We start from the raw sequence: 13282 nt of genomic DNA, 5'->3' as shown, positions 1-13282 counted from the left end.
ACCCCAATATTTTATAAAACATCATAGCAACATAAAAAATATTAGTTTATTTTATCGAGCTACAAGAGCCTTCAATTTCTGATACTTTCATAAATGGAATAATATCATATTGAATTGCTGTATCATCTGACAAATTATAAATATTAATATCTTCTACATTATCACGCATAAAGCGGAAAAATGGTAATATTTTGAATAAATCCCTACTCAATTCTGAGGGCATGGGATTATTATTTTCATCATAGAATCTCGAGCAGCTACCAGTTAAATCCAGACCAGAACAAATAATCCGTGCATACTTCAGTGAATATGCTATTTGAATTGCAGCAAAGGCAATAGTGTGACATGAGCAATAACCAAGACTGATGTCCTTGCAAAATCCGACCAGACGACCTCTTTTAGACCAAGGTACAGAGATCAGCAGTTCTTTGTGAATCTGACTCAATATATTAAATTTGATCTTCTTTATAAAACCACCTTTTTCCCGGCGGTAAAAAGACCGTAATACAAGGCAGTTCTGGAGGATATAAAGTTTATCTTCTTCGGAAGCGTGTTCATAAACGTCAATGTTTACTATGGTATAACGACTTCTCTGGCTAAATTTATAAAAATCATCACGACGCTGATGTAAAAAGCGAACATCTGTAAGTACATATATAAAGGGAACAATATTATGACTTAACAGATATTGCGCTGAACCATTGACAGCAATAATATCCTTTGCCCGTAATATCGACAAAGGCGTCTTTTGCGATGTGGGACCAGACAGAAAAATAATAACATCATCAGATGTCTTATTTTCTATCAGGTTTTCAACATCCTTTTTGTCAATGTATCGAATATTCTTCATGATAAACCTGTGAAATAAATAACTCCGTGTAAAAATGCCTAACGAAGACAAGTAATTGCGGGATATTTCTATTTTAGCGTGCTGGTTTCCCTTTCAAACGCCGCATAAAATTGCGCATTTTTTTACGATATACTAAAAGATAATAACCTAGATCTTTAATCTCATTTTTAATACCGTAATGACGCTCTAAATCAATACGATCTTTCGCTTTACGCTGTGCTGAAGCACGTTTTCCTGAAAGATCAATAATTCTAACCTCACCATTTTTTATAATGAAGTTACCACGATGGGGATCACCAGAAACCATACCATGTTGATGCAATGAATTAATTGATTGCTGAATTTTATTTTTTAGTACATCATCAATATCGGGTATATCACACAACTCTACACCATCAATATACTCGATAATCATGATATAAGTATGGACGAATCGTAAGGTTTTTCGCTCAGCCAACAAATAAAAATCATTGAGGGTATTTAACCCTTCATTTCGTACTTTTTGGGTTTGCTCAAAAAGGCGTTCGTAATAATCACCTTTTAACAGCGACTTAAAGAAACGTTCGTTACGCTTAACTTTCGGGGAAAAGACCTTAAGTATTAATTTACCGTAATCGGTATCAATAAGCATGACTTTCGTATCATCAATAGAACGAAAAACTTTGATGATATTTATATTATAAGACAAGACGTCATTTAATACATTGAGATACTTTGAATTGCTTTCATCGGTAAAAACAACTAAGTCTTTGATCTTGTTCTTCTGAATCATGATAAACCAGTTAAATGTTATTTACGGTAATATTTTCGGCAAAGATAACAGACTCCTGCTATGATTCCTGAGATATAATGATGTTGCACTAACAGATGTTTATATCTTTTTTTAAATTCAATAATTGATTTTGCATCTCGCGGAGAGTCATCTTTCCAGGGGGAATTTTCTAACGCTATTTTATAGTATTTCACCGATGGATATATTGCCCATTTGTGCCACGGTTTAGTAGCACCTGTATAATGAATAAGAAGAGTACTTTCTGTAATCAACTTTTTATAGTTTTGATGTGTTTTATCTTTTAATTCACTTTTAATTGTATAAATTGTATTGTACTCACGAGGTAAAAATATTGTCATTCCCTTCAGTAAGACATTCATAACATCCTGGTCAGGATATTTATAAATATTATCTTTGCTCATAAGAATAGACAACGCTTTTTCTGTTAGTTTTGCGTCAACCCATTTTTTTAAGTCTAAATAAACGACACCAGAATTAAAGTACTGCCCCAGTAGTTCAGGATCAGACAACCTTGACACTGCCTTTTCCTGCATTGGCTCAACATCTTTAACAACAGCAGCCACCGCTCCGTTTAAATCCAGATACAATAGCGGGCTAATATCACCTTTACAAACAACATCCGCATCAAGATAAAGCAAACGATCAAGCGTTAAACCCAATAATTGAAATGCAAATAAGCGAAAGTACATTGCTCTTGACCAGACCTGTGTACAAGGCAAGCACTGAAGCTTATCAGTATTAATTCTATATAACGTGATTCTTAATTGGTATTGTTCTGCAAGTTTTGCGACTTTTTGAAAAAAATCATCATTGTAGATATCAGCAATAATATAAAAATCAAGATTAATATGTCGATTATTTAGAACAATTGATGTGATAGAAACGCCTACACCATCAAGATAATTAGCATCGACACCATAGGCAACATTTAAACATTCAGAAGTATTTATATCAGCTAGCCGAAAATCCCAGGCTTTAACTTTATCTATCTCTATGGCAGGAAATGAGTCCACAATGCTACCCTTATATCATTATTTTATAGTTTCCCAGTTTTAATGCATTATCTTTTTAATAAAATACAAAAGATAATTGCTAAATCCTTTTAGATATCTATGCTTTTTAAGCATATGTTTTGCGCTATACCTTAATTGATTGCTATTGTTAGGTTTCAGCAACGCCGTATTCTTCCATGGCGAAGCATTTTTTGCCTCCATAAAGGCTTGTGATACAGGATAATCCCAGGCCCAGTCATGCCAGGGCTTGGTTGGACCGATATAATGGATAAAAATAGTATTTTCGTTTACTGGGTTTTTAAAACTTTCTTTGAGTTGATAATTTAAGCTAAACTGGGTGTTATATTTAATATCAGCAAAAATAAGTTTGTCTGCCAGCAGCATATTTAATACATCCTGATCAGGATGTGTTATTTTTTTGATTATTTCTGGTTCATTTAACATTGCAATGGCTCGCGCAGAAACCTGCTCGACTGCCCATTGTTCTGTATTGATAAATAAAAAACCGGAGTTAAAGTAACCTTTAGCAATCCCCGCAACACCTAACGAATGTGCGCGTTTTTCCCACCAGTCAGCCTGGCCTTCCGTAACAACCATTGCGACTTTATAGTCTGGAAACGAGAAATTGGTTAGTGGCTCAATAGCCCCCTGGCAAATGATATCTGCATCCAGATAAAGGACTTTAGGCACCTTATTAATAAAGTAATCCGCAATAATAAATCGAAAATATATTGCATAAGTCCAGTTCTTGGTACTTGGCAATGATCGAAGTCGATCACCATTAATTAGATATATTTTAATTCTGGTTTTATACTGTAACGCCAGAGCATCAAAATACTTACGATCATCATCACCAAAATAATCAGTAAAAATATGGAAACACAATCGACTTCCTTCATTATATTTTAATATAGAAGCAATCGATATTCCGCAACCAAAAAGAAAATTTTTGTCAGTTCCATAAGCGATGTCCAGACAAAGATTTTCTGTTTCTACTTTATGATTATAATCAATAACTGAATTAAGAAACTCAGTTTCCTGGAAAAACACCTGCTGCATTATTTCCTCCGGGAAATAGCAGAAATAATTATCTTATGTAATCTGTCGTAATACTTCGGTTTATAAAACTTATCTATCGATGAAGGAATTTTTCCATGTTCGATATGAATTTCACCTGCTATATATTTATTCAGAAGAGTTACAAAACCAGTAATATCTCCCGGTTGATACAGATGACCATTAACATCAGATTGAATAATGTCAGCAGGTCCGGAGACACAATCGGCACTGATACAAGGAATTCCCCATGATAAAGCTTCAAGTAAAGTCATTGGGAAACCTTCAAAAGATGACGTGAGTAATAACGCACTCACTTTTTTAATATCTTGCTGGACTAATTCCCAAGGATGTTGTTGCCAACCATACCAGACAATTCGATCATCAATATTTAATTCTCTACTATAAGCCTGGCATTTTTCAAAATCGGAGCCATCACCCAATACATGGAGTTTCCAGTTACCTTGAGCTTGTGATAAGCCATCAAGGAGGTCTTTAACCCGCTTCTGGCTCTCGAATTTCATACGCCCAACATAAATGAACGTTGCCGTTTCGCCTTCCTCAGGCGCAGGAATGACTGTGTCTTTAGCTTCGGCTGGATTAAAAATAACATTTATCGTCGATTCTGGTACACCCCGATTAATCATTTGCTGTTTAATGCCAGAGCTGATTGCTAAATGATAGTCGGCACAGGTGATATATTCAGCATGTTTTTTGTGATCTAAAGAAAAATGTGGCCATGAAAATACTGGCACATCAATTCCTGATTTTTTACGTGCTTTGGCCACATACAAACACGAGATAACGTCAATACAAATAACAACATCTGGCTGATAATCCTGAAGCCATTTGCTTAAAGCATGAATATGTTTCGTTCGACGCAAAAAACCTAACCGAATATTGGAAAATGAACACGAGTATTCAATACCTTCCAACCATCCCTTATCCATTTTGTCATTGCGACAAAAGAAAAACATTTCACTTTGGATGTGTTGTTGCCTGAAGGTATTAATGACATCGCGGATAACCGTTTCCATGCCACCAAATCCAGAAACCGCTTCGCCGATAAATGCTATTTTCATAATTATATTAGTTTTCCATCTAAATTTTCACGTTGAATAATTTAGCGAACAGATAATGATAATAATAAGAAATGGCTTTGCCATATTTCCCTTCGGACCAATAAACTTTAGCTTTTAACCTAATATCACTTGATGATGGTGATAACATCCTTTTATGATGTCTCCACGGTGAATTATAAAAATAACGTTCAAAGTTTTGTGCCCTAAATATTTTATACCATGGTTTATTCTGAGTAACATAATGCATTATAATTGTGTTGGGTAAATTTTTTTGTTCTTCATCACATCTTACTGATAATGTTGTCTTTTTATTATATTTTTTATCGAGATAATATAATCGCCCATTAAGTAAAATATTTAGCACATCCTGGTCTGCATACCTATATACTTTCCCATTGTTGATCATCTCCAACGCTTTTTGTGTTATGTTCTCGTTTTTCCATGCGCTGGTATTAATAAGCATAACTCCGGCATTAAAATAATTGATAAATTCAATGCCATAGTCTAACTGTTTCACACGGTCTTGCATATCTGGTGAGTCAGGGATGACGCATGCTATATAATCATTTAAATCGTAATCAACGAGCTCATATAAAGAGCTATTACATATGATATCACAATCAAGATAAAGTATATTTGTTATTTTATCATCAATAACCTCTGGGATTAAAAAACGCAAACACGTTGATAACGGGATGCCCAGGATTAAGGTGTCCGGATTAATATCAAATTCATCTGTCACATGATATACTGATATTGACGTATTCGGTCCCTCTAGTTCGGAAAATACGGAGCATTCATTTTCACTTATTCCTGAAACAAGAAGGTGAAAGTGAAGATTAATATCACTATTATTTGAAATGATTGAATATAATGCAACACCCGCTGGCATTATGAATCCACGGTCAAAGCATAATGCTATATGCAAATGTTTAACATTCGGTATTTCGTGTTGAAATAAATTTTGTTTCTTAGCGACGAAGTTCCTAATATTTAACAATTTTTAAGCCCTTATTATAAAAAATGAACATTTAAAGCTTTTTCCTTATTGTTCTTTCTTTTATTTTTTGCGCCTTAATTCCTGCTTCTTTAATTAAGTTAACTTCCCGCAATAGAACTTCGTGTAAAGGCATTCCAAAATAAACCTTCATAAATCGCCATATATCTCTCTGCGTCAGACCAATATTCATTGATGAGAAATATAAGCCAATCAAGTCTTTATCGCGCCAACGGCGCGGTACTTTTGAGCGTATCTGCGCCCGATGTAGATCGATAACCGAAATTTTTAATTCATCTTCCCGGCCAGTAAATGGCAAATGAAGCAAAAAGTGGCAAATGTAACAGTCACGGTGATTTATCCCTGCTGCGTGCATTTTACGCACCATGGTTGCCACTCGCGTGATCAACATACGTTTAATACGCACATCAGGTGGGTTGACTGCCCAATCTGCACAATAATCTTCAAGGCTAATCGTGGGAGTGAGATCTTCGGTAATAATAAATGATGTACGGGTTAATGGATTTAAACCTTTTTCACCAAACCCAATGCCATTCATCGTATCAACACCGACATCACTCAGGCGATGAATAGCATGCCACTCTCTGTCTGCGCCCAAAACGGGCATCCGCAATGAGAGCAGATTTTTTATAATCTCTTTTAATGTTGTCCCCTTGTGCCATTTAAGAAAATAGCTTTTCCCGGACAGTTCAAAGCGTAATGTGCGACGTGTCTCCAGTTCGCGGAAGACCTCGCCATTCAGTTCCTTAACTTCGGCAAAAGCATCTTTACCACGCCAAAGTGTGGCAAGCGGCTCTTTTAATTCAACCATCTAAACCACCTGTAATGATATCCGCGGCTTTCTCTGGCAAGCTATACAAATCCTGAGTATCGGCATAATGGCGAGCATTCTCCGCCCAGGCCATTCGCAATGAAGATTGTGTTAATGCTTTACGTAAAACTTCATTTAATTGTTCCTGGGAGAAAGGTTCAGCGATAACCGTTCCACAATTGGCATCGGCAATATAATGCGCGTAGCCGCATACCGCTGTTGTCAAAACAGGTAATCCAGCAGTGATCGCTTCAAGGAGAACGATACCAGCAGCTTCCTGATAAGCGGGATGCAATAATAAATCGGCTGCAGCCATTAATTCTGACACATCATTGCGACCGGAAAAGAAATGCACGTTGCTCCGCACGCCGAGTTTTTCTGCCAGCACTTCGAATTTTCGCGGTTTATCCTGGCCAACAACAAACAAAAGCGTATTGTGGCGTAATGATTCCGGTAACGCTGCCAAAGCTTCAATTGAGCGATCCACACCTTTACGAACAAAATCTGATCCAACTTGTAGCAATAAGTTTTGTTGCTCTTTTATGCCATTTTTCTGGCGATAAATTTCACGGCTATTTGGGATTTGCTCGCTGTATTTTCTGTCCGGATAGATGCCGGGGGGAAGAATTTTAAAACGTTCAGGTTCAGTTTGATAATGCTTCTGGAAATCGGTGATTTGCTTATCAGTCAGCATCATGAGTTTCGTCGATTTACCATGCTCGAAAGTCGCTCGCTCAAATGCGGCATAATGACGATAACGTGATGTTAGACGATATAAAAAACCTTTTTCTTGCGCAACTTTCTCGGCGTAACAAACATCAGCGGCAAAATAAACATCCAACCCAGGCATCTTATTAAACCCAACAACGCGATCAGCGGGATGCGCTTTGAGATGATTTTGTACCCAGGCATAATATTCTGCATTGCGTCCATGGTTGGTATGGGACTTAACTGGCACATGAATAAGCTCAAATGTTTTTGGGCACTCGCCTTCCCACGACTGCGTATAGACCCGAACATGGTGGCCTCGTGCGGCAACGGTTGATGCAATACGCATAAAATCACGTTGAAGCCCACCAAAAGGAAAATATTTATATAAACAAAACGCCACGATCATAATTGTACATTCCTGTCAACTGAAGGGGCATCTTCTGGCAGCAGCTTTTCCGTAGCGGCGATAACATCTTCCGCGGGGATAACAGAAAGATATTTTTTATTGCGGTCAAGTTCATGTCGGCTCGGCATTTGCTGATAATTCCCCGCCCAGAATTGAATAATATTCTCAGTCCAGGGACGCCAGAATATGTGATCAGTTGCACCAAATAAACTAATTATTGGCGTTTTCACTGCCGCTGCAATATGTCCTGGTGCAGAATCCACACCAATAAAGAGTACGGCATGATCAATTAAAGCACCCAGTTCAGTAAACCGTGTTTTACCCGCAAGGCCAGCGACAGGTTTTGTTTGGCAGCCTTGCACTATTTCATCGATACAGGCGAGATCATCTGCCGAAGGCCCGCAGGTCAGCACAACCTGATACCCTCGCTGTTGCAACGCATCGATAACCTTAGAAAATTTATCGTTATCCCAGCACTTAAATATCTGACGAGCAGTCGGCTGGATAACAACATAATGCTCTTTCACGCCCAGAGCATCTAATTCCTGGCGCATCTTCTTCCAGCAATCTTCGGCGTAACTCATTGTTGTATCAGTGTAGAAATCGGTAATACCTAATGGCTCAAGGACCGATAAATTACGCTCAACAATATGTGTGCCGTGTATTGGCGCTAAGTGTGTAAAGCTTTTTTTCCAGATGCTATGCTGCCGATGACCATAAAGTTGCGATATTTTCACCTGTGCGGGTAAACAACGTACCAACAGTGCCACCATCCACTGATCCGTAAGATTAATGACCAGGTCGTAATTATTCGCACGCAGAGTTTTTATCAATGAAAGCACATTTTTAATTTTATCGAATGTTCCTGCACTTTTATTGCTTATACCGTAGAGCGCATTAATTTCCGGGTTTTCAGACAAAATAGGGATGGTGTCCTGATAAAGCAGCATATCGATTTTTGCATCAGGATAATTCTGCTTGAGCGTACTGATGACAGGAGTAGTTAATAACATATCTCCGTGATATCGCATCTTTATGACCAGGATTTTTCGAAATGGCTTTTCCACTAGCGACTCTTTTGTATGATTGTCTGGTTAAGTTAAGCAGAAAAAAAGCACGCTACCGCCCCAGGCTCAACAGCTACCTGAATACTGATAACGTACTTACTTTGACGTGCTAGTGTAGCATTTCTTTCGCAGCAATCCGACCCGAATGATTTTTATACACAAAATATGTTTTAATCATAAAAATCATATAGATAAGAAAAAGCGCGCAGATAATACCGGTATAGCCGATGTAGAGTTGAAAATAGGGTCGAGTTTCAATAAATCGCATAAAAATACAAAAAAACTGGAGATGTAGCGGCAGTTCAGGCCAAACAGAAGCTATTTAAGTCAAAAACGGGAAAAGTAATGGTAAAGCCCCAGCTAAATACATAGAATCCCCAGCACATCCATAAGTCAGCTATTTATTATGCTTGAATTGCTTTACACCGCCCTTCTCTACCTTATTCAGCCGTTGATCTGGATACGGCTTTGGGTGCGCGGACGTAAGGCTCCGGCCTATCGAAAACGCTGGGGTGAACGTTACGGTTTTTACCGCCATCCGCTGAAACAAGGCGGCATCATGCTGCACTCCGTCTCCGTCGGTGAAACCCTGGCGGCGATCCCGTTGGTGCGTGCGCTGCGTCATCGCTATCCTGATTTGCCAATTACCGTCACGACTATGACGCCGACCGGCTCGGAACGCGTGCAATCTGCTTTCGGTAAAGATGTTCAGCACGTCTATCTGCCTTACGATCTACCCGATGCGCTCAACCGTTTTCTTAATAAAGTCGATCCTAAACTGGTGTTGATTATGGAAACGGAGCTGTGGCCTAACCTGATTGCGGCACTACATAAGCGCAAGATCCCGCTGGTTATCGCCAACGCGCGACTTTCTGCACGCTCTGCGGCGGGGTACGCCAAACTGGGCAAATTTGTTCGTCGCTTGTTGCGTCGTATTACACTAATCGCCGCGCAAAACGAAGAAGATGGCGCGCGTTTTGTGGCGCTGGGCGCAAAAAATAATCAGGTGACTGTTACTGGTAGCCTGAAATTCGATATCTCGGTAACTCCGCAGCTAGCCGCTAAAGCAGTAACACTGCGCCGCCAGTGGGCACCTCATCGTCCGGTATGGATTGCCACCAGCACTCACGATGGCGAAGAGAGTGTGGTGATTGCCGCACATCAGGCGCTGTTGCAGCAGTTCCCTAATTTATTGCTTATTCTTGTTCCACGTCATCCGGAACGCTTCCCGGATGCGATTAACCTTGTCCGCCAGGCTGGGCTAAGCTATATCACACGCTCTTCCGGAGAAATCCCTTCCGCCAGTACACAAGTGGTAATTGGCGATACGATGGGCGAGCTGATGCTGCTGTATGGCATTGCCGATCTCGCTTTTGTTGGCGGTTCATTGGTCGAACGCGGTGGGCATAATCCGCTGGAAGCCGCCGCACACGCTATTCCGGTACTGATGGGGCCGCATACTTTTAACTTTAAAGACATTTGCGCACGGCTGGAGCAGGCAAGCGGGCTGATTACCGTCACCGATGCCGCGTCACTGGCAAAAGAGGTTTCCTCTTTGCTCACTGACGCCGATTACCGTAGTTTCTATGGCCGTCATGCCGTTGAAGTGCTGTATCAAAACCAGGGCGCGCTGCAGCGTCTGCTTCAACTGCTGGAACCTTACCTGCCACCGAAAACGCATTGAGGTTGTTATGCAAAAACGGGCGATTTATCCGGGGACTTTCGATCCCATTACCAATGGTCATATCGATATCGTGACGCGCGCTACGCAGATGTTCGATCACGTTATTCTGGCGATTGCCGCCAGCCCCAGTAAAAAACCAATGTTTACCCTGGAAGAGCGTGTGGCGCTGGCTCAGCAGGCAACCGCACATCTGGATAACGTTGAAGTGGTCGGTTTTAGTGATTTGATGGCGAACTTCGCCCGTAATCAACAAGCCACGGTACTGATTCGTGGCCTGCGTGCGGTAGCAGATTTTGAATATGAAATGCAACTGGCGCATATGAATCGCCACTTAATGCCGGAGCTGGAAAGCGTCTTCTTGATGCCTTCGAAAGAGTGGTCGTTTATTTCTTCATCGTTGGTGAAAGAAGTTGCGCGCCATCAGGGTGATGTCACCCATTTCCTGCCGAAGAATGTCCATCAGGCGCTGATGGCGAAGTTAGCGTAGCTTTTATGCCGGATGGAATGCCATCCGGCTCGCATGAATTACTTCTGGCACTGTCGGCAATAAAATGTCGCCCGCTGCGCATGTTTAGTCGCCACAATCGGCGTACCACAAACCCGACACGGTTCGCCTTTACGCCCGTAAACCTGTAATTCCTGCGCGAAATAACCTGGTTTTCCGTCGCTTTGCAGAAAATCTTTCAGCGTCGTGCCGCCCTGCTCAATAGAACGCAGTAACACTGCTTTAATCACCCGTGCCAGCAGTTCGCACTCCGCCAGCGACAGCGATGACGCCAGCCGATCCGGATGGATCCCCGCAGCAAACAGTGACTCGCTGGCATAGATATTCCCCACGCCCACCACCAGCTTGTTATCCATCAGCCAGGGTTTAATCGCTGTCTTTTTCTTCGCGCATTTCTGATGCAGGTATTCGCCGTTGAAATCATCGCTAAGCGGCTCCGGTCCAAGATGTGCCAACACATTGTGTCCTTCCAGCTCTTTGGTCCACAACCAGGCACCAAAGCGACGAGGATCGGTATATCGCAGCACTTTGCCGTTGCTCATCACCAAATCAACATGGTCATGCTTTTCAGGAGGACGTTCTTCCGTAAGTATGCGCAGACTGCCAGACATACCCAGATGAATGATGATCCAGCCTTCCGGCAATTCCAGCAACAGATATTTAGCGCGGCGCTGCACACTAAGCACCGGCTGGTCACTTAGACGGTAGATTTCTTCCGAGACTGGCCAGCGCAAACGCCCGTTGCGGACCACCGCATGAAGAATGGTCGCGCCAACGAGATGCGGTTCAATGCCGCGGCGGCTGGTTTCAACTTCTGGTAATTCAGGCATAGCATCTCCTGGAATGAACAGATGCAGTCAATATGGGGGCAAGCAGATAACAAAAAACCCCGCCGGAGCGAGGTTTTTATTACATCAAAGCGAGAATTATTTGATTTTCGCTTCTTTGTAGATCACGTGCTGGCGTACAACTGGATCGAATTTTTTCAGTTCCAGTTTTTCCGGCTTAGTACGTTTGTTCTTCGTAGTGGTATAGAAGTGACCAGTACCAGCAGAAGAAACCAGCTTGATTTTCTCACGAATACCTTTAGCCATGATTTATTTCCTCTAAGTACTTAGTACTTTTCGCCACGGGCACGCAGTTCAGCCAGAACTGTATCGATGCCTTTTTTATCGATTACACGCATACCTTTAGCAGATACGCGCAGGGTGACAAAACGCTTCTCGCTCTCAACCCAGAAACGGTGAGAGTGCAGGTTAGGCAGGAAACGGCGTTTAGTCGCGTTCAGTGCGTGGGAACGGTTGTTACCGGTCACCGGACGCTTGCCAGTAACTTGGCAGACTCGGGACATGTCTATTCTCCAAAAATCAAATTAGCTCGAGCTTCGTATGGGGTATTGGCGCCTCGTCAGGCTTTACAGCCCGGTCATCGCAGTTCTATGTGAACTCTCGATTGCCAGGCCCAAATGCCAAACCCGAGATTCTCAAAGGTGGCGTAGTATACGCTGACTCAGCGATGTGCTCAAGTCCCGAACAGACAAAGATCCCGAAGGATCGCGCATAGCGGGTTAAATCCAGCCGCGTTCGGCAAAAGAAACATACTCTCCACGCCCAATCACGATATGGTCGAGCACGCGTAAATCCATGAACTGACAACTTTTTATTATCCGTTCGGTGATGAGTTTATCCGCTTTACTGGGTTCAGCACAACCCGAAGGGTGATTATGGGCAAGGATCAGTGCCGCCGCGTTTATTTTTATCGCTTCCCGAACAATCTCACGCGGATGGACTTCCACATGGTTTAGTGTGCCGGAAAACAATCGGCTGTGAGTAAGTACCCGGTGTTGAGTGTCGAGAAAGATCACCATAAAGATCTCGCGCTCTTCGCCCGTAAGCTGGCTTTGTAAAAACTCGCGCGTCATCTCCGGGCTAAGTAACGGGCTTTCTTCGCGTATCCGCACGTTGTAGTAACGCCGGGCCAGTTCGGCAATCCCCTTTAACTGGGCGAATTTCGCCACACCTATTCCATGAACGCCTCTAACTTGTTCATATTCAGAGGATAACAAGCCGTAAAGAGAGCCGAAATTCTCCAGCATCTCTTTTGCCAGGGTTAGCACATCTTTTCCGTGCGTTCCTGTACGCAGAAACAGCGCCAGCAGTTCAATATCCGTTAACGCGCTAATACCCAACTTCAGCATTTTTTCACGTGGCATCAACAAGTCAGCATTGCTTTTCACCTTCACCTCCTTTGTGGAGGGCGCATCCTGTCATAGTCGTTTGGTTAAAT

15 protein-coding genes are annotated in these 13282 nt (G+C 41.8%); 2 read left to right on the top strand and 13 right to left on the bottom strand.

Annotated features, from left to right (window positions below):
- Positions 1–46: 46 nt before the first annotated feature.
- The 9 genes from waaZ to rfaQ form a co-directional block, all read right to left on the bottom strand.
- Positions 47–850, bottom strand: coding sequence for a 3-deoxy-D-manno-oct-2-ulosonate III transferase WaaZ (waaZ, locus tag C1192_RS17510; protein WP_038355023.1), 804 nt, complete (start codon positions 848–850; stop codon positions 47–49).
- Between the two features lie 73 nt (positions 851–923).
- Complete coding sequence (gene rfaY, locus C1192_RS17505) at positions 924–1622, bottom strand: lipopolysaccharide core heptose(II) kinase RfaY (RefSeq protein WP_038355024.1); 699 nt, start codon at positions 1620–1622, stop codon at positions 924–926.
- Positions 1623–1639: 17 nt separating this feature from the next.
- On the bottom strand, positions 1640–2656 hold the full coding sequence (gene rfaJ / locus C1192_RS17500; RefSeq protein ID WP_038355025.1) for a lipopolysaccharide 1,2-glucosyltransferase RfaJ: 1017 nt from the start codon (positions 2654–2656) through the stop codon (positions 1640–1642).
- 39 nt (positions 2657–2695) lie between these two features.
- Entirely contained in the window at positions 2696–3715 is a 1020-nt protein-coding gene (gene waaO / locus C1192_RS17495; RefSeq protein WP_038355026.1) for a lipopolysaccharide 3-alpha-galactosyltransferase, read from the bottom strand.
- The gene (gene waaB, locus C1192_RS17490; RefSeq protein ID WP_038355027.1) at positions 3715–4794 is read right to left on the bottom strand and encodes a lipopolysaccharide 1,6-galactosyltransferase; all 1080 of its coding nucleotides are present in this window, start codon (positions 4792–4794) and stop codon (positions 3715–3717) included. The genes waaO and waaB overlap by 1 nt, the downstream gene beginning before the upstream one ends.
- Before the next feature lie 19 nt (positions 4795–4813).
- Positions 4814–5794 carry a glycosyltransferase family 8 protein gene (locus C1192_RS17485; protein ID WP_024214641.1) on the bottom strand — a complete coding sequence of 327 codons (981 nt, stop codon included), beginning with the start codon at positions 5792–5794 and terminating at the stop codon, positions 4814–4816.
- Between the two features lie 31 nt (positions 5795–5825).
- A complete protein-coding gene (gene rfaP / locus C1192_RS17480; protein ID WP_016249414.1) occupies positions 5826–6623 on the bottom strand; it encodes a lipopolysaccharide core heptose(I) kinase RfaP in 798 nt (265 codons plus the stop codon).
- Positions 6616–7740, bottom strand: a complete 1125-nt coding sequence (gene rfaG / locus C1192_RS17475; RefSeq protein WP_038355028.1) for a lipopolysaccharide glucosyltransferase I — start codon at positions 7738–7740, stop codon at positions 6616–6618. Before rfaG ends, rfaP begins: the two co-directional genes overlap by 8 nt.
- A complete protein-coding gene (rfaQ, locus tag C1192_RS17470) occupies positions 7737–8807 on the bottom strand; it encodes a lipopolysaccharide core heptosyltransferase RfaQ (RefSeq protein WP_038355029.1) in 1071 nt (356 codons plus the stop codon). The genes rfaG and rfaQ overlap by 4 nt, the downstream gene beginning before the upstream one ends.
- 406 nt (positions 8808–9213) lie before the next feature.
- Between rfaQ and waaA the strand changes: the two genes are divergently transcribed.
- Together waaA and coaD are read left to right on the top strand one after the other, a co-directional pair.
- Positions 9214–10491, top strand: coding sequence for a lipid IV(A) 3-deoxy-D-manno-octulosonic acid transferase (gene waaA / locus C1192_RS17465; RefSeq protein WP_000891578.1), 1278 nt, complete (start codon positions 9214–9216; stop codon positions 10489–10491).
- Between the two features lie 7 nt (positions 10492–10498).
- Positions 10499–10978 (top strand): pantetheine-phosphate adenylyltransferase, encoded by a 480-nt coding sequence (gene coaD, locus C1192_RS17460; RefSeq protein ID WP_001517454.1) that lies wholly within the window; start codon positions 10499–10501, stop codon positions 10976–10978.
- A gap of 38 nt (positions 10979–11016) precedes the next feature.
- On the opposite strand, the gene mutM is transcribed toward coaD, so the two are convergent.
- The 4 genes from mutM to radC form a co-directional block, all read right to left on the bottom strand.
- Positions 11017–11826: a bifunctional DNA-formamidopyrimidine glycosylase/DNA-(apurinic or apyrimidinic site) lyase gene (mutM, locus tag C1192_RS17455; protein WP_001114550.1), complete on the bottom strand. Its 810-nt coding sequence runs from the start codon at positions 11824–11826 to the stop codon at positions 11017–11019.
- A 96-nt stretch (positions 11827–11922) separates the two neighbouring features.
- Positions 11923–12090, bottom strand: a complete 168-nt coding sequence (gene rpmG / locus C1192_RS17450; protein ID WP_001051798.1) for a 50S ribosomal protein L33 — start codon at positions 12088–12090, stop codon at positions 11923–11925.
- Between the two features lie 20 nt (positions 12091–12110).
- Positions 12111–12347: a 50S ribosomal protein L28 gene (rpmB, locus tag C1192_RS17445; protein ID WP_000091955.1), complete on the bottom strand. Its 237-nt coding sequence runs from the start codon at positions 12345–12347 to the stop codon at positions 12111–12113.
- 216 nt (positions 12348–12563) lie between these two features.
- A complete protein-coding gene (radC, locus tag C1192_RS17440) occupies positions 12564–13232 on the bottom strand; it encodes a RadC family protein (RefSeq protein ID WP_001517452.1) in 669 nt (222 codons plus the stop codon).
- Positions 13233–13282 lie beyond the last annotated feature (50 nt).

Source organism: Escherichia marmotae (assembly GCF_002900365.1).
In the GTDB taxonomy this organism is placed as follows: domain Bacteria; phylum Pseudomonadota; class Gammaproteobacteria; order Enterobacterales; family Enterobacteriaceae; genus Escherichia; species Escherichia marmotae.
This window is presented reverse-complemented; position numbering and strand designations above follow the sequence as displayed.

Excerpts from the sequence above, each read along its gene's own strand:
- waaZ (WP_038355023.1), bottom strand. The coding sequence starts at position 850 with ATGAAGAATATTCGATACATTGACAAAAAGGATGTTGAAAACCTGATA.
- rfaY (WP_038355024.1), bottom strand. The coding sequence starts at position 1,622 with ATGATTCAGAAGAACAAGATCAAAGACTTAGTTGTTTTTACCGATGAA.
- waaO (WP_038355026.1), bottom strand. The coding sequence starts at position 3,715 with ATGCAGCAGGTGTTTTTCCAGGAAACTGAGTTTCTTAATTCAGTTATT.
- waaB (WP_038355027.1), bottom strand. The coding sequence starts at position 4,794 with ATGAAAATAGCATTTATCGGCGAAGCGGTTTCTGGATTTGGTGGCATG.
- rfaP (WP_016249414.1), bottom strand. The coding sequence starts at position 6,623 with ATGGTTGAATTAAAAGAGCCGCTTGCCACACTTTGGCGTGGTAAAGAT.
- rfaG (WP_038355028.1), bottom strand. The coding sequence starts at position 7,740 with ATGATCGTGGCGTTTTGTTTATATAAATATTTTCCTTTTGGTGGGCTT.
- waaA (WP_000891578.1), top strand. The coding sequence starts at position 9,214 with ATGCTTGAATTGCTTTACACCGCCCTTCTCTACCTTATTCAGCCGTTG.
- coaD (WP_001517454.1), top strand. The coding sequence starts at position 10,499 with ATGCAAAAACGGGCGATTTATCCGGGGACTTTCGATCCCATTACCAAT.
- mutM (WP_001114550.1), bottom strand. The coding sequence starts at position 11,826 with ATGCCTGAATTACCAGAAGTTGAAACCAGCCGCCGCGGCATTGAACCG.
- rpmG (WP_001051798.1), bottom strand. The coding sequence starts at position 12,090 with ATGGCTAAAGGTATTCGTGAGAAAATCAAGCTGGTTTCTTCTGCTGGT.
- rpmB (WP_000091955.1), bottom strand. The coding sequence starts at position 12,347 with ATGTCCCGAGTCTGCCAAGTTACTGGCAAGCGTCCGGTGACCGGTAAC.